This is a genomic window from Bradyrhizobium sp. CCGUVB23 (genome assembly GCF_024199885.1).
GTDB lineage: Bacteria > Pseudomonadota > Alphaproteobacteria > Rhizobiales > Xanthobacteraceae > Bradyrhizobium.
In genome coordinates, this window is record NZ_JANADQ010000001.1 from 9,461,794 (window position 1) to 9,479,054 (window position 17,261).

General features: G+C 61.8%; 15 protein-coding genes and 1 pseudogene. 10 read left to right on the forward strand and 6 right to left on the reverse strand.

The window, feature by feature from the left end; genetic code table 11:
* Window positions 1-163 precede the first annotated feature (163 nt).
* The 3 genes from NLN62_RS44470 to NLN62_RS44480 all read right to left on the reverse strand — a co-directional run bounded on the left by NLN62_RS44470 (window position 164) and on the right by NLN62_RS44480 (window position 3,155).
* Window positions 164-1,252: a TRAP transporter substrate-binding protein gene (locus NLN62_RS44470; protein ID WP_254112955.1), complete on the reverse strand. Its 1,089-nt coding sequence runs from the start codon at window positions 1,250-1,252 to the stop codon at window positions 164-166.
* Between the two features lie 192 nt (window positions 1,253-1,444).
* Complete coding sequence (locus tag NLN62_RS44475) at window positions 1,445-2,575, reverse strand: Mrp/NBP35 family ATP-binding protein (RefSeq protein ID WP_254112956.1); 1,131 nt, start codon at window positions 2,573-2,575, stop codon at window positions 1,445-1,447.
* 142 nt (window positions 2,576-2,717) lie between these two features.
* Window positions 2,718-3,155, reverse strand: coding sequence for a VOC family protein (locus tag NLN62_RS44480; RefSeq protein ID WP_254112957.1), 438 nt, complete (start codon window positions 3,153-3,155; stop codon window positions 2,718-2,720).
* Between the two features lie 240 nt (window positions 3,156-3,395).
* Between NLN62_RS44480 and NLN62_RS44485 the strand changes: the two genes are divergently transcribed.
* The 5 genes from NLN62_RS44485 to NLN62_RS44505 all read left to right on the forward strand — a co-directional run bounded on the left by NLN62_RS44485 (window position 3,396) and on the right by NLN62_RS44505 (window position 8,093).
* Window positions 3,396-4,265: an NAD(P)-dependent oxidoreductase gene (locus tag NLN62_RS44485; RefSeq protein WP_254112958.1), complete on the forward strand. Its 870-nt coding sequence runs from the start codon at window positions 3,396-3,398 to the stop codon at window positions 4,263-4,265.
* Between the two features lie 24 nt (window positions 4,266-4,289).
* Window positions 4,290-5,567 (forward strand): sodium:proton antiporter NhaD, encoded by a 1,278-nt coding sequence (gene nhaD / locus NLN62_RS44490; RefSeq protein WP_254112959.1) that lies wholly within the window; start codon window positions 4,290-4,292, stop codon window positions 5,565-5,567.
* A 148-nt stretch (window positions 5,568-5,715) separates the two neighbouring features.
* Window positions 5,716-7,311: a HAMP domain-containing sensor histidine kinase gene (locus NLN62_RS44495; protein WP_254112960.1), complete on the forward strand. Its 1,596-nt coding sequence runs from the start codon at window positions 5,716-5,718 to the stop codon at window positions 7,309-7,311.
* A 43-nt stretch (window positions 7,312-7,354) separates the two neighbouring features.
* Window positions 7,355-7,558 carry a DUF1289 domain-containing protein gene (locus NLN62_RS44500; protein WP_254112961.1) on the forward strand — a complete coding sequence of 68 codons (204 nt, stop codon included), beginning with the start codon at window positions 7,355-7,357 and terminating at the stop codon, window positions 7,556-7,558.
* A gap of 22 nt (window positions 7,559-7,580) precedes the next feature.
* Window positions 7,581-8,093, forward strand: coding sequence for a TIGR02281 family clan AA aspartic protease (locus NLN62_RS44505; protein WP_027526599.1), 513 nt, complete (start codon window positions 7,581-7,583; stop codon window positions 8,091-8,093).
* Between the two features lie 115 nt (window positions 8,094-8,208).
* Here the strand turns inward: NLN62_RS44505 and dusA are convergent, their stop codons facing one another.
* The 3 genes from dusA to NLN62_RS44520 all read right to left on the reverse strand — a co-directional run bounded on the left by dusA (window position 8,209) and on the right by NLN62_RS44520 (window position 11,562).
* The gene (gene dusA, locus NLN62_RS44510) at window positions 8,209-9,195 is read right to left on the reverse strand and encodes a tRNA dihydrouridine(20/20a) synthase DusA (protein ID WP_084801685.1); all 987 of its coding nucleotides are present in this window, start codon (window positions 9,193-9,195) and stop codon (window positions 8,209-8,211) included.
* 221 nt (window positions 9,196-9,416) lie between these two features.
* Window positions 9,417-10,619, reverse strand: a complete 1,203-nt coding sequence (locus NLN62_RS44515; protein WP_027526597.1) for an ABC transporter substrate-binding protein — start codon at window positions 10,617-10,619, stop codon at window positions 9,417-9,419.
* 268 nt (window positions 10,620-10,887) lie between these two features.
* A complete protein-coding gene (locus NLN62_RS44520) occupies window positions 10,888-11,562 on the reverse strand; it encodes an alpha/beta fold hydrolase (protein WP_254112962.1) in 675 nt (224 codons plus the stop codon).
* Here NLN62_RS44520 and NLN62_RS44525 point away from each other — a divergent pair.
* From NLN62_RS44525 to NLN62_RS44545, 5 genes and pseudogenes are all read left to right on the forward strand, one after another.
* Window positions 11,510-12,709, forward strand: a complete 1,200-nt coding sequence (locus tag NLN62_RS44525; protein WP_254112963.1) for a LysR substrate-binding domain-containing protein — start codon at window positions 11,510-11,512, stop codon at window positions 12,707-12,709. The genes NLN62_RS44520 and NLN62_RS44525 overlap by 53 nt on opposite strands.
* 210 nt (window positions 12,710-12,919) lie before the next feature.
* Window positions 12,920-13,837 (forward strand): LysR family transcriptional regulator, encoded by a 918-nt coding sequence (locus NLN62_RS44530; RefSeq protein WP_063621778.1) that lies wholly within the window; start codon window positions 12,920-12,922, stop codon window positions 13,835-13,837.
* A 139-nt stretch (window positions 13,838-13,976) separates the two neighbouring features.
* Complete coding sequence (locus NLN62_RS44535; RefSeq protein ID WP_027526594.1) at window positions 13,977-14,960, forward strand: quinone oxidoreductase; 984 nt, start codon at window positions 13,977-13,979, stop codon at window positions 14,958-14,960.
* 67 nt (window positions 14,961-15,027) lie between these two features.
* A pseudogene (locus NLN62_RS44540) lies at window positions 15,028-16,673 on the forward strand (GMC family oxidoreductase).
* A 50-nt stretch (window positions 16,674-16,723) separates the two neighbouring features.
* On the forward strand, window positions 16,724-17,008 hold the full coding sequence (locus NLN62_RS44545) for a YciI family protein (protein WP_027526592.1): 285 nt from the start codon (window positions 16,724-16,726) through the stop codon (window positions 17,006-17,008).
* Window positions 17,009-17,261 lie beyond the last annotated feature (253 nt).

Genomic DNA, 17,261 nt, shown 5'->3' on the forward strand with positions numbered 1-17,261 from the left:
TGACGGTTGTGACTGTGCGCGCCTTCTTAACGAGGCTTTCCGGCAAGCATGGAACAACCCGTTACCGATTTCCATACGCAAAAGCCCGGCCTCGCGAACGAGGCCGGGCTTCCCGACTAAGACTTAGGACTTAGGACTGGGCCCCGGGGGGGCCCTGCCCTGATCAGCCGCGGGTGCGCGAGCGGATCATGAAGCTGTCGTAGGTGTATTCGGCGACCTGCCACCACAGATATTCATCCGAGCGGTAGGCCTGCATGGCGTCGATCGACTTCTTGAAGTCGGGGTTCTTGGCCGAGATCTCGGCCCACAGCTCGTTGGTGGCCTTGAGGCAGGCCTCGAGCACTTCGTTGGTGAAGGGACGAAGCTGGGTGCCGCCGGCGACCAGGCGCTTCAGCGCGGCCGGGTTCTGCATGTCGTAACGCGCAGCCATCCAGCTGTTGGCGTTCGCGGTCGCGTTGGTCAGGATCGCCTGGTAGCTCTTCGGCAGCGCATTCCACTTGTCCAGGTTGGCGAAGGCGTGGACCATCGGCCCGCCCTCCCAGAAGCCCGGATAGTAGTAGTACTTGGCGACCTTGGCGAAGCCGAGCTTTTCGTCGTCATAGGGGCCGACCCACTCGGCCGCGTCGATGGTGCCCTTCTCCAGCGCCGGATAGATGTCGCCGCCGGCGAGCTGCTGCGGCACCACGCCGACCTTCTGGAGCACCTGGCCGGCGATGCCGCCGATGCGGAATTTCAGGCCCGAGAGATCGGCGACCGTCTTTATCTCCTTGCGGAACCAGCCGCCCATCTGGGTGCCGGTGTTGCCGCAGGGGAAGCCGATCACGTTCGACTTCTTGAAGAACTCGTTGCCGAGCTCGGCGCCGCCGCCCTGGTACCACCAGGAGTTCTGCTGGCGCGCGTTCAGGCCGAACGGCACCGAGGCGTAGATCGCAAACGTCGGGTCCTTGCCGACGTAGTAGTAGGACACGGTGTGGCTCATCTCGACCGTGCCGTTGGAGGTCGCATCCAGCGCCTGCAGGCCCGGGACGACTTCGCCGGCCGCGAACACCTGGATCTGGAACTTGTTGTCGGTCATCTCGGCGACGTACTTCGCCACCTGCTCGACGCCGCCATAGATGGTATCGAGCGATTTCGGAAAGCTCGACGTCAGGCGCCACTTCACCTCGGGCGAGGACTGCGCAATCGCCGGCGAGGCCACCGCAGTTGCCGCTGCCCCTGCTGCCGACACTTTCAAGAAATCACGACGCTTCATCTTCAGGTCTCTCCTTGCTGGGGCGTTTTCCCCGACGTCTCTTCTGCCGCCGCTAGTCTCGGCGATGCGTGATGGCCGCGTCGAACCGAAGGCGCTTGACTGCCGGGGCCTTTAGCACGGAAGCCCAGCTTTCGGAACGCGACAATGGCATGACGGAACTGTACGAAAGTCGCATGCCTTCCGCGGGAGGCTTCAGCCCGTGGAAATTACGGACTTGAGCTGGTCCCGGATCTGGCCCGCGATGGCGCGATAGATCGCCGCATGGGGCCCATTCGGCTCGCTGTCGACCACCGGTTTTCCGGCATCCGAGGTCTCGCGAATCGCCATGTGCAGCGGGATTTCGCCCAGGAACGGGACGGCGAGCTTCTCGGCCTCATGTCGCGCTCCGCCATGGCCGAAAATGTCCGATTTCGTGCCGCACTGCGGGCATTGGAAATAGCTCATGTTCTCGACGATGCCGAGCACGGGGACGTTCACCTTCTTGAACATGGCAAGGCCCCGCCGCGCGTCGATCAGCGATAGGTCCTGCGGGGTCGACACGATGACGGCACCCTTCAGGGGCACGTTCTGCGCGAGCGTGAGCTGCGCATCGCCGGTGCCCGGCGGCATGTCGACGACCAGGACGTCGAGCTTGCCCCACTCGACGTCGCGCAGCATCTGCGTCACCGCCGACATCACCATCGGCCCGCGCCAGATCATCGCGGTCTCTTCCTCGACCAGGAATCCGATCGACATGATCGACAGACCAAAACGCTTCAGCGGAATCATCTTCCGCTCCGCATTCAGCTCGGGCTTGTCGCGCAGGCCCGTCAGCCGGGGCACCGAGGGACCGTAGATATCGGCATCGAGCAGCCCGACCTTCAGGCCGAGATCGCGCAGGCCCAGCGCGAGGTTGAGCGCGGTGGTCGATTTGCCGACCCCGCCCTTGCCCGAGGCAACCGCGATGACGGCGGCGACACCGGGAATCTCGGACTGCCGCGACATCGGCGAGGTGCCGCCCTGCGGCGGCCGATGGGCATGGGCCGGCTGTACCCCCGGCGCGCCGCGGCTCGGCGGCGGTGGTGGTGCGCTGCCCGGCTTGCGCTCGGCGGTCAGCGCCACCATGGCGGTGGTGACGCCGGGAATGGCACGCACGGCCGCCTCGGCCTCGGCCCGGACCTGCTCCCAGGCCCGCGCCTCCGCGGCATCGACATTGATCGAAAAGAACACCTTGCCGTCACTGGCACTGATCGCGCTCAGCACATTGGCATTGGTGAGCGCGACCCCGCGCGGCGACTTGATCCGGCTGAGGCTGTCGAGAACCTGCTGCTGCGTCACGCTCAAAGCGCATCTCCTGAACGGAGCATGATCCGGAAAAGCGTGCAGCGGTTTCCGGTAAGATCATGCTCAACTATAAGACCCTAACGCGCGATCCTGATCGCGCCTCAGGGCGATGCGACCCATTAGAGCGGAAACGCCCAAAAGGCTACTGCGTGCCGATATCGCCGGCCGTCTCGACCGGGGCCGCTGCCCCCTGCTCCCTGGCCGCCTCGTAGTTCAGCTCGATCATGACCCCGTTGGGGTCGTGCACGAAGATCTGCCAGAGGTCGCCGCCGGGCACCTGCCGGGAGTCGAATTTCATGCCCTTGCCGCTCAGCCGCTGCCTCATGCCGTCGAAACCGCGACTGACGAAGGCAACGTGATGGACAACGCCTGAATCGGGCTTTTGAGCCTCGTCCGTCACGGAAATATCGACGAGATGCACCACCGGCTTGCCCTCGCTGTACATCCAGGCACCCGGGAAAGCGAAATTGGGCCGCGGACCGTTCTCGAGGCCCAGCACGTCCTCATAGAAGCGGACGGTCTCGGCCAGTTTCCGGGTCCGGATGTTGAAATGATCGAGCACCCCGACGCTCACGGCCATGCCTTGCACTCCCTTTTTCTTTCTTGCGTCCTTGTTCGCTCATCATCCTAGCACAGGAGACCTTCAAACGAAGCCGTTGCCCTCCGGCCTCAAGGGTTTATGGTGCGCCTCCGATCCGCCCCTTTGGGGGCGGAACCGCCAAAACCTCTTCAGACCAAAACCTCTTGAAATTCTGGCCCGGCCGCCTCAAAGGCCGGTCAAAACCGCAAGAACACCCCAAGCACAAGCAAGGTCACCCATATGGCTAAAGTCGCTTTCCTCGGTCTCGGCGTCATGGGCTTCCCCATGGCCGGCCACCTCGTCAAGAAGGGGGGCCATGAGGTCACCGTCTACAACCGCACCGCGGCCAAGGCGAAGGAATGGGCGGACAAGTTCGGCGGCAAGACCGCACCGACCCCGAAGGCGGCCGCGGAAGGCCAGGATTTCGTGATGTGCTGCGTCGGCAACGACAACGACCTGCGCGTGGTGACGATCGGTCCCGACGGCGCGTTTGGCGGCATGAAGAAGGGCGCAACCTTCGTCGACCACACCACCGCCTCCGCCGAAGTCGCGCGGGAGCTTGATGCGGCCGCCACAAAGGGCGGCTTCAAATTCGTCGACGCCCCCGTCTCGGGCGGACAGGCCGGCGCCGAGAACGGCGTCCTGACCGTGATGTGCGGCGGCGCCCAGGACGCCTATGCCGGCGCCGAGCCGATCATCGCGGCCTATGCGCGGATGTGCAAACTGCTGGGACCTGCGGGCTCCGGACAGCTCACCAAGATGGTCAACCAGATCTGCATCGCAGGCCTCGTCCAGGGCCTCTCCGAAGGCATTCACTTCGCCAAGAAGTCGGGCCTCGACGTTGCGGCGGTGATCGACACCATCTCCAAGGGCGCGGCGCAGTCCTGGCAGATGGAGAACCGCTACAAGACCATGAACGACGACAAGTACGATTTCGGCTTCGCCGTCGAATGGATGCGCAAGGACCTCTCGATCTGCATCGCGGAAGCCCGCCGCAACGGCGCCAACCTGCCGGTCACCGCGCTGGTCGACCAGTTCTATGCCGAAGTCGAGAAGATGGGCGGCAAGCGCTGGGATACGTCGAGCCTGCTCGCGCGGCTGCAACGCTGATGGCCGCTTAAACCCGGACCTGTCTTGCTGATCGCGATCGCCGCAATTTTCGTCGTTGCCTACGCGGTGATCGCGCTCGAACATCCGCTCGGCATCAACAAGAGCGCGACCGCGCTCGTCGGCGCCGGCCTGCTCTGGACCGCCTACGCGGCCATGACCGGCGATCAGGCGCTGATCAGCCGGCAACTCGACGAATCCGTCTCTTCCACCGCGCAGATCGTGTTTTTCCTGATCGGCGCGATGACGATCGTCGAGGTGATCGACGCCCATGACGGTTTCGAGGTCATCACCTCGCTGATCCGCACCACGAGCCAGGCACGCCTCATGTGGCTGGTCGGCTTCGTGACGTTTTTCCTCAGCGCGATCCTGGATAATCTGACGACCACCATCGTCATGATCTCGCTGATCCAGAAGCTGATAGGCCGGCGCGCCGACCGGCTGCTGTTCGCCTCCCTGATCGTCATTGCGGCCAATGCCGGCGGCGCCTGGACCGTGATCGGCGACGTCACGACCACAATGCTCTGGATCGGCGGCCAGGTTTCGCCGCTGAGCATCATGTGGGCGGTGTTTCCGGCGGCCCTCGTCAATCTCCTCGTTCCCCTGCTCATCATCAGCTTTGCAGTGCGCGGCAAGGTCATCGCCCCGCCGCCGCGGGAAGATCGGCTGCAAGGCGTCGAGTTGTTTGAACGAAACCTGATGTTCTATCTCGGGCTCGGCACGCTGATCGCGGTGCCCGCATTCAAGGCGGTCACGCATCTTGCGCCCTTCATGGGCATCCTGTTCGGGCTCGGCATCCTCTGGATGGTCGGCGAGATCATCCACCGCCACAAGGACGAGCACGTGCGACGTCCCCTCACCCTGGTGCATGCACTAACCCGGATCGATATGGCCTCGGTCGTGTTCTTCGTCGGCATCCTGCTCGCGGTCGCCTGTCTCGAACATGCCGGCCTGCTGGCGACGCTCGCCCGATGGCTGGATACGACCGTCGGCCGGCAGGACATCATCGTCGTCCTGCTCGGCCTGCTCAGCGCCATCATCGACAATGTGCCGCTCGTCGCCGCGACGATGGGCATGTACGGCCTCGCGCACTACCCGCCCGACAGCTTCATCTGGGAGTTCATCGCCTATTGCGCCGGCACCGGCGGCTCGATCCTGATCATCGGCTCGGCCGCCGGGGTTGCCGCCATGGGGCTCGAGAAGATCGAGTTCTTATGGTACGCCCGCCGCATCGCGGGACCGGCGCTTGCCGGATATCTGGCCGGGGCCGTGGTTTATATCGCGCAGCACGCGGTGGTGCACTGAGCCGGCCTTTCGCCGCACTTCGATACGCCGAATTAACTCCCCGTTAACGCAATTCTTTAGCTCCTTAAGTCAGCTCTTAAGGATTTATTGCCAGAGATAGAGAATGCAGAAGGCCCGCGTCGGCGTGGGCAGGAATTCGTGTTGCTTGATGAGTAACCCCGCTGAAAAGCCCGAGGTCGTGCAGCTTCCGGCCGAGCCGGCGAGCGTGCCATCGGCGAGCAGTCGCCGGGCTGCAGCGCAGCGGGTGCGCGAGGCGCGCGACAAGTTAACGTCGACCAGCGGAACAAGGCCCGCCTTCGACAGCGAAATGCTGCGCCAATATGCGCAGACGCGGCTGTCGGCATCTTACGTCGTGATGCTGCTGGTGGTCGCGACCGGCCTCTTGTTCGGGCTCTGGATGCAACCGGTTCCGGCGGCGCTCTGGACCGTCGGCATGCTCTGCATCCACGCCGCGATGATCCGGAGCTGCCGCCGCTATCTCGCCGAGCCGGCGTTGCCCGCCGTCACGCGCAAATGGCGCACGCGCTTCGTCGTGCTCGACCTGCTCTATGGCCTGTGCTGGATGGCGATCCTGATCCATCCCGTGCTCGACGTCGTCACGGAAACGCTGATGATGTTCCTGATGCTGCTGGTGATCGCAGTATCGAGCATGCTGGCGGCCAATCTGCCGATCGCCGCGCTTGCGGCCACCGCGCCCGTTGCCGTCGCGATGGCGCTGAGCTTTGCGATGAGCGGCTCGCTGGACAATTACATCCTGGCGGCGCTGTCACTCGCCGCCGAAGGCTATTTCGTGCTTCTGGCGCACCGGCTGCACTCCTCGACCTTCGCAACGCTGGAGGCGCGCGCGGAGAAGGACGCGCTGATCGGCGAACTGGAACAGGCCAAGGCGATCTCGGACGAGGCGCGGCACCGCGCCGAATCCGCCAACGTCGCCAAATCGCGCTTCCTCGCGCAGATGAGCCACGAGCTGCGCACGCCGCTGAACGCGATCCTCGGTTTCTCCGAGGTGATGAAGAGCGAGATCTTTGGTGCGCACGCAGTGCCGGTCTACAAGGAGTATTCCGCCGACATCCATAATTCCGGCGTACATCTGCTAAATCTCATCAACGAGATCCTCGACCTGTCCCGGATCGAGGCCGGCCGTTACGAGCTGAACGAGGAAGCGGTGTCGCTGGTGGGCATCGTCGCCGACTGCCATCATCTGATGAAGCTGCGCGCCTCGAGCCGCGGCATCACCATCCACGAAGTCTATGAGCAGGCGATGCCGCGGCTGTGGGCCGACGAGCGCGCGATCCGCCAGGTCGTGCTCAATTTGTTGTCCAACTCCATCAAGTTCACCCCGCAGGGTGGCGAGATCTGGTTGAAGGTCGGCTGGACCGCCTCCGGCGGGCAATATCTCTCGCTGAAGGACACCGGCTCGGGCATCCCCGAAGACGAGATCCCGGTCGTGCTCGCCTCTTTCGGCCAGGGCTCGAACTCGATCAAATCGGCCGAACAGGGCGCAGGCCTCGGACTTCCCATCGCCAAGAACCTCATCGACCTGCACGGCGGCACGTTCACGCTGAAATCGAAACTGCGCATCGGCACCGAGGTGATCGTCACCTTCCCGCCGGAGCGGGTGATGAGCGCGCTTGCGCCCATGACGGAAGAAGCTCCGCCGCTGCAGCCCGATGGTGCCGCTGTCACGGACGAGAAACGCCGGCCGCGCCACAAGCCGATCATGAGCGCGGGCACGGGTTCCTGAGAGATGCTTGCAGAACTGCCCAGCGATCCTTCACTATGCGGGAATGAGCAAAGATACGCCGTGCGTCGCCGTCTGCATGATCGACCCCAAGACCAAGCTGTGCTTCGGCTGCGGCCGCACGCTGCCGGAAATTGCGCGCTGGCACGCCATGGAGCGAGCCGAACGGCTCGCCCTCATGGCGCAGCTTCCGGCGCGCATGGCGGATGCAGGACTTTCGCCGATCAGTTCGGCATCGAAATCCGCCTGACGCTGACGAACGGAGGCGCGCGATGAGCCGCCTCTTCCTGGTGCTGTTACTGTTGACCGCGACCGCGGGCGCCGTGGTCGCCTACAGGGACCCCGAGCAGGTCGCTCGCGCCAGCGACACCGTTTCCGATCTCATGCGCCACCGCACCAGCCTGAAGACGCGCGCCGTGGAGGTCCAGCGCGGCCGCGGCGGTGAATTCGCGCTGCAGGCACGGATCAACGGCGTGCCCGCGCCCATGGTGGTCGACACCGGCGCGACCTCCGTCGTGCTCACCTATGAGACGGCCAAGGCAGCGGGCCTGCCGCTGGAGCTGCTTGACTATGACGTCGACGTCGAGACAGCCGGCGGCCGCACCAAGGCGGCGCGCCTGACGCTGGACCGGCTCGCGATCGGCAAGCTCGTCGAGCGCTCGGTGCCGGCGCTGGTGGTGCCGCACGGCACGATGAAGACCAACCTGCTCGGCATGAGCTTCCTCGACCGCCTCGAGCGCTGGGAAGTCCGCGCCGACCGCCTGATGCTGCACGGCTACCCCTAGACACGAGCGACATGGCCGGCGCCCCGAAAGATCGCCGGTGTGGCTTTCAATCCGCCGAACAACGAAGAGCCGGATCGCCGATCCGGCTCTTCGCTTTCAACATCCAGAGGTGTCGCTATTCCGCGGCTTCCGCCACCGCGCGATCGCTGACGCGCGCGATCGCATCGCGAAGAACATCGAGCCCGGCGCCTGGCCTTGTGCCATGCTCGGCAAGATGGCGGCGGAAGGCACGCGCGCCGGGCACGGCATGGAACGCGCCGACGAAATGCCTAGTGATGGCGTGCAGCCGCGTGCCGCGCGCAAGCTGCTCGGCAATGTAGGGCGTCATAGCTTCAAACGCGGCCTGCATCGTCGCATGCGGTGCGGCTTCACCGAAGAACTCCGGATCGACCGCGAGCAGCCGCCACGGATCGTGATAGGCCGCGCGCCCAAGCATCACGCCATCAACGTGGGCGAGATGGGCTTTCGCCTCCTCGATACCGGAGATCCCTCCGTTGATGATGATGGGCACGTCGGGCATCGCCCGCTTGAGCCGATAGACACGATCGTAATCGAGCGGCGGGATGTCGCGGTTCTCTTTCGGCGACAGGCCGTTCAGCCAGGCTTTTCGGGCATGCACGATCAGCACATCAGAGCCCGCCGCGACCACCGCGCGCGCCAGGGCATCGAGCGCGACTTCCGGATCCTGATCGTCGATGCCGATACGGCACTTCACCGTCACGGGCACGCGCACGGCGCGTTTCATCGCATCCACGCACGAGGCCACCAGCGCGGGCTCGGCCATCAGGCACGCACCGAAGCGGCCGTCCTGTACCCGGTCGGACGGGCAGCCGACATTGAGGTTGATCTCGTCATAGCCGAAATCGGCGCCGATCTGTGCCGCGAGCGCAAGCTCGCGCGGATCCGATCCGCCAAGCTGGAGCGCCACCGGATGCTCGCTAGCGTCGAAGCCAAGCAGCCGCGCCCGGTCGCCATGAATGACCGCGCCGGTCGTCACCATCTCCGTATAAAGCAGCGCATGCCGGGTCAGATGACGATGGAACACCCGGCAATGCCGGTCGGTCCAGTCCATCATGGGGGCGACAGAAAATTTCCAATCCATCTCAATTGCTTAACCGCAACACCAGCTCAATGCAACAATACGCTTTTGGACCCCGTCCGCGGAGGCATGTCCGATCCAACTAAAATATCGAAAACAACCCCATGCAAAGTAGCATCGCGATTGTGCGGACGCTTCCGGCGACCATGGCACGAGCCCGGGTCCCGCTTATCGCATTCCCGGAGTGCGGCCGATACGGACCTGCCGCTCGCCTCGAGCTCCCGCTACTGCTTCAACAATGCACACTTGCTTTCTGAAAGCGGAATCGCTGTTTGATCTCCAGGGATCGTTCGGACGATGCGATAGTAATCCCAATCGCCCGTGGACTCGGATGGAGATTTGACTTCCACCAGATACATATTCCGGATCACCCGTCCATCTTGCCGCACAAGGGCGTTCTTCGATACCGCATCCTGGACCGGAAGCTTGTGCATTTGGGCAGCGACGGCCTTGCCATCCTCAGTGCCCGCGACCTGCATGGACTTCAGATAGTGCAGTACTCCCGAGTAGACACCCGCTTGAATCATGCCTGGCTTCTTGCCAGTCCGAGCCTGGTACTTGCTCGCAAACTCTCGACTACTTTCGTCACGATCCCAGTAGTAAGCGGTCGTTACCAGGAGGCCCTTGGAACTGCTTAATCCAAGCGCCCTGATATCGCTTATCACCACAACGAGACCAACCAGCTTTTGTCCGCTCCCGGCGAGGTTGAACTCGGCCGCCTGCTTGATCGAATTGATCGTGTCGGCTCCCGCGTTTGCCAGCCCGACAATCTCAGCCTTGGATGCCTGAGCTTGAAGGAGGAAGGACGAGAAGTCACTGGTGCCGAGAGGGTGACGAACATTTCCAGTAACAATGCCGCCGTGGTCCTGCACAGCCCTGGATAGGTCTGCAGCCATCTGATGGCCGAAAGCGTAGTCTGCGGCCAGGATGAACCACTTCTTGCCGCCGTTCTCCAAAACCGCCCGGGCGGTGCCAGCCGCTTGGGAGTACGTGTCCCACATCCAGTGAAATCCTGTCGGCGAGCAATCTTCATTGGTGAGCCGCGTCGTTCCGGGACCAACGGCGATAGTTATCTTGCCGCGTTCTTTCGCCAAGTTCTGAACGCCGATTGCGATTGCCGAATTGGTCAAGTCAGTGATCATGTCGACGTTATCGGCATCAAACCATTTCCTTGCCGTCGAGAGCCCGATATCGGTCTTGTTTTGATGATCGGCTGCCACAATTTCGATCTTCTTTCCAAGCACTCGGCCACCGAATTCCTCGACAGCTAATTTCGCAGCTTCCACGGAGCCCAGACCACCGAATTCCGCGTAGAGGCCAGTCTGATCGTTCAGGACGCCGATCCGTATGACGTCGCCCGATGCGTATGTTGGGCTCGCAGAGATCATTGCTGTTGTTAGGAAGAGTGCCGATGCAAGCTTTGACATCTGTTGCCCCCTGGTTTGTCCTTGACGTTTGTATTCGCAACGATGCCGTGCGCTGCGTGATGCAGAGCTTGAAATCTTTGATCGGCCGTCTCCACGGTCAAAGATGAAAAACGATTTTGCAGTTCTGCTGGCAGCCATGGCCCGGTTCTGGAAGCCGGGGGATCCGAATGGCAAACTTGAGCGCAGGCCGCCTTTGGCGCCCGCGCTCGTTGCCCGTGACACGGTTCAAGAAAAAAAGCGCTCGACAACTGAGCGCGCCAGGACGCCACTACTTTGGCGCGCCTGCCGTAGCTGCGAGGATCACTTTTGCAATCTCGGCCGGCTGCGAAATCTGTGGCGTGTGCCCGGCTGGCAGGCTCACAACATGAGCCGAGATCTTCTCGGCCATCGCCTTCTGCAGGGCGGGCTGAAGCATGCGGTCTTGCTCGCTCACCACATACCACGACGGCCTAGTCTTCCAGGCAGCGGTGGTGACCTTCTCCTCGAAGTTCTTTCCACGCGTAGGGGTTTGCGTCGCGGCCATCAGCCGGGTTTGATCAGCCGGAACGTCTGGGGCGAGGTGTTTCGACACTCCCTCAAGGCTGAGCGTCAGGAATCCCTCCTTGTCTGCGAGAATGTGCGCGAAACCTGAGGGTGTCGGGTAATCCTTGGACACGTCCGCGACCGATTGCCCTTCGGATGGAGCGAATGCGGCGACGTAGACCAGCGCTTTGACGCGCTCGTGCTTGCCGGCTTCCGTGATGACGACGCCACCCCACGAGTGTCCCACCAGGACAACGGGGCCGGTCTGATTGTCGAGCATGCGCCGCGTGGTCGCAACGTCGTCGGCCAGCGAGGTCAGCGGGTTCTGCACGGACATGACCGTCAGCCCTTTCTCCTGGAGCAAGGGAATGACCTTGTTCCAGGCCGAACCGTCGGCAAACGCGCCGTGGACAAGCACCACCGTGGGCTTCTGCTTATCGGGCGTTTCAGCCGAGGCTCCCGTTGAGGTTAGTGCCGCGCCGCCCAAAGCGGCAGCAAAGACGGCTCTCTGTGTGAATGATCGCATTGGATTTTCTTCCAGGTTTGAGCTGGCCGGGGCCAGCAGATGGCGTAATGCCGATTGCAATGCCGCGACTGTAAGATATACAACAAATCTGGATAAATCGGCGAAATTGATCGATACAACAAACGGTTTGTTTCAAATGGATCGATTGGTATGCATGCGAGCTTTTGTAAGCGCGGTCGAGCTCGGCTCCATTTCTGCTGCCGCGGCCGAACTTGACCTGTCCTCGCAACTGGCGGGCAAGCAAATACGGACGCTAGAGCACGGCCTGGGAATCAAGCTGCTGAACCGCACGACCCGTCGGCAGAGCCTGACCGACGGCGGTCGCGTGTTCTACGAGCGGGCGAAGAACATCCTGGCGGAGATGGAGGCGGCCGAAGCGCTGATCGCGGAAACCCGCTCGACGCCGCGGGGGCGGCTAAGAATCAGCGCGCCCATTACCTTCGGAAGTCACGCGCTGGCACCTGAAATCCCGGCATACCTGAAGCAACATCCGGAGGTGTCCGTGGACATCAGTCTTACCAATCGGACGGTCGATCTGGTGGACGAGGGTTTCGATGTTGTTTTCCGCACTGGGCCACTTTCGGACAGCGCATTGCTGGCGCGACATCTGGCCTCGCTTCGAATGGTTCTTTGCGCGGCGCCGGACTATCTCAAATCAGCGAAAAAACTGCGCAAACCAGAGGATCTGCAGCACCACGAATGCCTCGTATTCTCGCACACGTCGCTTCGCACGCAGTGGTCGTTCGAGGGACCGCACGGTCGGGAGACCGTCCCGATCACGGGCAGATTCTCCACTGATAGCGGCGAAGCGCTTCGTGCAGCTGCCGTGGCAGGTATGGGTGTGCTTCTGCAGCCGCACGAACTCGTGGCCGACGAGATCAAGACGGGGCGTCTCGTGAGGCTCTTGCCAAAATACGAACCCCCTGCCCGTCCGTTGCACGCACTGTACGCTCCCGACAAACGAATGACACCGAAGCTGCGGAGCTTCCTGGACTATGCAGTTCAGAGGTTCGGCGAGAAGCAGCGGAGTGCTGATGTGTAAGCAAATCGGACGAGGGCCAGAAATTGGGCCAGAATATTGTCTCCATGTCCTTCGGTTGCAATTGTTTTTGGCAGCCCAATCTTCCGAGACGGCTTTGCGGCTTCGCGATATGGTCGCGGCAAGCAGCGTCAGGCTTTGCTGCCGCGCATAACCCGCAGCCTGGGAGATAAGACAGAATCGCCCCTGCATGACGTCCAACAGGAGCCCAGCTTGGATTGGAACGATCTCCGATACTTTCTCGCGGTGGCGCGAGCGCACAGTCTAACGGAAGCTTCGAGGGAGTTGCGGGTGAGCCAAGCCACCGTCGCCCGGCGGATTGCCGCGCTCGAGAGCTCGCTCAAGACCACATTGTTCGCCAAACGCCCGGACGGATATGTGTTGTCGGAAGCCGGCGAAGCCTTCTTTCCTCCTGCAGAAGCGGCGGAGGCCCAACTGCTCTGGCTGGAGAGAGGCGCCACGGGGCCATCAGAACAATTGACGGGTATCGTCCGCCTGGCCATCCCCGAATTGCTGGGACAACACCTGATCATCCCAGGGCTTGCCGGATTTCAACAGCGGTATCCGCAAGTGCAGCTGGAGGTGATAGCCGACGTCCGACCGCTGCGGCTCTCGCAGCGTGAGGCCGACGTCCTGGTACGCCTGGTCCGGCCAACGCAAGGCGACTACCTGGTGCGCCGCATCGGAAGCATCGCGCTGGGATTGTATGGTTCGCGCGCCTACGTCGAAGCCCACGGGGTCCCCCGAACGGCAGCAGACCTCGAAAAGCATCGCTTGATCGGATGGGATCCTGTCCTGGCATTTCTCCCGCTGGCACGCTGGTTGTCGGACATCGCTCCTGAACCGAACTTCGTATTTCGTGCCCATACGATGGGCGCTCAACTGGTCGCAGCGGAAGCCAGCCTTGGTTTGGCCGTGTTGCCTGCCTTCATCGCCAATCGACTTGGCCTAGTACGTGTGCTTGAGAGTGAGCCGCCTTTCATTTCCGACATTTGGCTGCTGCAGCAATCGGAATCCCACGCTTTGACCCGCGTTCGCTCTCTCGCCGACCACGTCGCAGAGACGATCACCGATGCTGCGCCGCAATTAATGAACATAGCCGGGCCCGAGGCTCCTGTCAGTTCCGGCTAGGCCAACGGCCCTCCAATAAGGCCGGCAGGCAAATTTCCAATTGTGAAAAACCACTCTGCAATATTGGTGCTGGCTCTCCTTTGATGGGGTTTGGATAGAGTTCGCCGAACTCTCCTCTTCCAAATCAAAGGGAACTCGAATGCCAGTGACGGCACATGCACTGAAATTCTCGAAGGTTGGTTCTCCGGATGTTCTCGAATGGACGACGGAAGAACTTCAGCAACCGGCAGCCGATCAGATCCAGATCACTCAGCGCGCGATCGGCGTCAACTATATCGATATCTACCATCGGAGCGGTCTCTACCCGCTGCCCTTGCCGAGCGGTGTCGGCGTCGAAGGCGTTGGAATCGTCGAAGCTGTCGGCGAGAACGTCAAGAACTTCGTTCCTGGTGACCGCGTGGTCTATGTCGGCGGCCCCCCAGGCGGCTATGCCTCAGCCCGCAACGTTCCGGCCGCTCGCGCTCTCAAGCTGCCCGACGACATTCCGACCGAAGTCGCTGCGAGCCTCATTTTCAAGGGACTGACCGTCGAATATCTCATCCGCCGCTGTCACGAGGTGAAAAAAGGCGACGCCGTCCTCTTCCATGCCGCAGCAGGCGGGATCGGACTCATCGCGGGCCAATGGCTCAAGCATATCGGCGCAACGGTTATCGGGACCGTCAGCTCGGAAGAGAAGGCCAAGCTCGCACGCGCCAACGGATATGATCATACAATTATCTACACCAAGGAAAACTTCACGGAGAGAGTCCGCGACATCACTAGGGGTGAGGGAGTCTCAGCGGTATACGATTCTATCGGCAAGGATACCTTCGCAGGCTCCCTGGATACTCTCCGTCCCCGCGGCATCTTGATCAGCTTCGGAACGGCCTCTGGCCACGTCCCTCCACTTGATCTCGCTCAACTCGGCGCCAAAGGCTCACTCTTCGTCACCCGACCGTCAATCGCCCACTATACAGCCAAGCGCGAAGAACTCGAAGCCGCAGCGGACGCCCTCTTCGAGGCGATCCGCCTCGAACATTTAAAGGCAATCGAGACGAAGACCTATCCTCTTCGGGAAGCGGCGCAGGCCCACCGCGATCTCGAAGGCCGCAAGACTGCAGGCTCACTCATCCTCGTACCGTGAATCCGCCGTGACGGCGGGCTCTCCCGCCGTCACGGAGGTGTCAACGCTGAAAACTGCACAGCACCCAATGAGCCGGAGGAAACAGTTGGCCGAGAACAGCGGATTCTACGACTACATCATCGTCGGCGCGGGAACCGCTGGCTGTCTCCTTGCAAACCGACTTACCGCAAGCGGCAAGCACCGCGTTCTTCTGCTGGAGGCAGGAGGCAAAGACGACTACCTCTGGATCCACATCCCGGTCGGATATCTATATTGCATCAACAACCCGCGAACCGACTGGTGCTACAAGACGGACCCCGAAGCCGGCTTGGGCGGACGCCAGATCGGTTACGCGCGCGGCAAGGTGCTCGGTGGATGCTCATCGATCAATGCCATGGTCTACATGCGAGGACAGGCTCGGGACTACGACCTCTGGAGCGAGCTGGGAAACGCCGGCTGGAGTTGGAAAGACGTTCTGCCCTATTTCATGCGGCACGAGGATTTCGTTCACGGCGAGGACGATGAACATCATGCCGGAGGCGAGTGGCGCATCGAGGAGCAGCGCCTCCATTGGCCGATCCTTGACGTTTTCCGGGATGCCTGCGTCGAGGTTGGAATCCCCGCAACTGCTGATTTCAACAGGGGTAACAACTCGGGGGTCGGCTACTTTCAGGTCAATCAACGTCGCGGCGTTCGCGTCAACGCAAGCAAGGCCTTCCTCAGACCGGCGAGGAATCGATCGAACCTGACCGTCGTCACACACGCGCATGCGAAACGGATACTATTTCGATGCGGGCAAGCAACGGGCGTCGCTTTCGATCAATCCGATACCGATGTCATCGCGCACCTCAATGACGGCGGCGAGGTCATCCTTGCCGCGGGCGCGATTGGATCCCCCCAGCTTCTCGAGCTTTCGGGCGTGGGCCAAGGGGCCCGCCTCCAGAATTACGCGATCCCCGTTGTGCTCGATCGGCACGGCGTTGGCGAAAACCTTCAGACCATCTTCAAGTGCGACTCACTTACAAGGTGAGTAATGCCCTGACCTTGAACCATTTAGCCTCGAAGCTAAGCGGCAAGGCGCGCATCGCGCTGCAGTATGCCTTTTTGCGGCGGGGTCCCATGAGCATGGCGCCAAGCCAGCTTGGTGCCTTTGCAAAGTCAGATCCGTCTCAGGAAATGCCGAATCTACAATACCATGCTCAGCCACTCTCCTTGGATCGCTTCGGAGAGCCCCTTCATCGCTACCCAGCCATTACCGCGAGCGTATGCAACCTGCGACCGGCAAGCAGGGGCTCGGTGCATCTCGTATCGCCAGACTTCCGAAATCATCCTTCGATTCGACCAAACTACCTCGATCATCCGCGTGACCGCCAGGTCGCCGTGGACGCCGTCCGACTTACTCGGCGGATCATGGCGACGAATGCCTTTAAGCCGTACATGCCGGAGGAGGTCTTGCCAGGCGCGCATCTCGATACCGACGAGGAACTCGCGCTTGCCGCTGGAAACATAGCAACAACAATTTTCCATCCGGTTGGCACAGCGCGAATGGGTCAGGACCGGAATTCGGTCGTGGACGAGCGCCTCCGTGTACACGGCATAGACGGCCTCAGAATTGTCGATGCTTCCGTCATGCCGACGATTACTTCGGGCAACACCAACGCCCCGACACTCATGATCGCTGAGAAAGGAGCTTCGATGATCCTCGATGACCGACGCTCGGCGATCTCGGTGTAGCGACTCGCCCTTCAGGTCCTACGCCACCACAAACAGAAAGGCCCACAGCGATGCTCTTCGCCATTCACTGCCTCGACTATCCCGACTCCGTCGACCGACGGCTCGCACTATACGACAAGCACAAGGCCTACCTACAAGCGAGCCCGATGAAGATCGTTATTGCGGGACCCATTTTGGCCGCGGACGGCGAAACGCGGATTGGAAGCATGCAGCTCGTCGAGGCCGACGACATCGAGATGGTCCGCCGGTTCAACCAAGGGGATCCGTTCTTCAAGGAAAAGGTGTGGAACGAGATCAGGATCAACGGCTTTCTGAAGCTCACTGACAACAGATGACCCGGGCACTGCCGCGCGCCAACCTATTGGCTGAACCATGCCGCAAGAATTTTCAATTCTTGATTGGATCAACCATTGGCGAGCGCGCTGTCTGAAGCGGCGCAAGCCCAGTGCCGAAGGCCTGCTCACATTAGCTGTCGCAAGATCTTCCTTGATCTCCCGGTGCACACGTCGTGCACACGCCGCCCTCTAACGCATTGAAAATCTTGAACTCTCGCTCCAGTCCATCATGGGAGCCACGGAAAAGCGATAG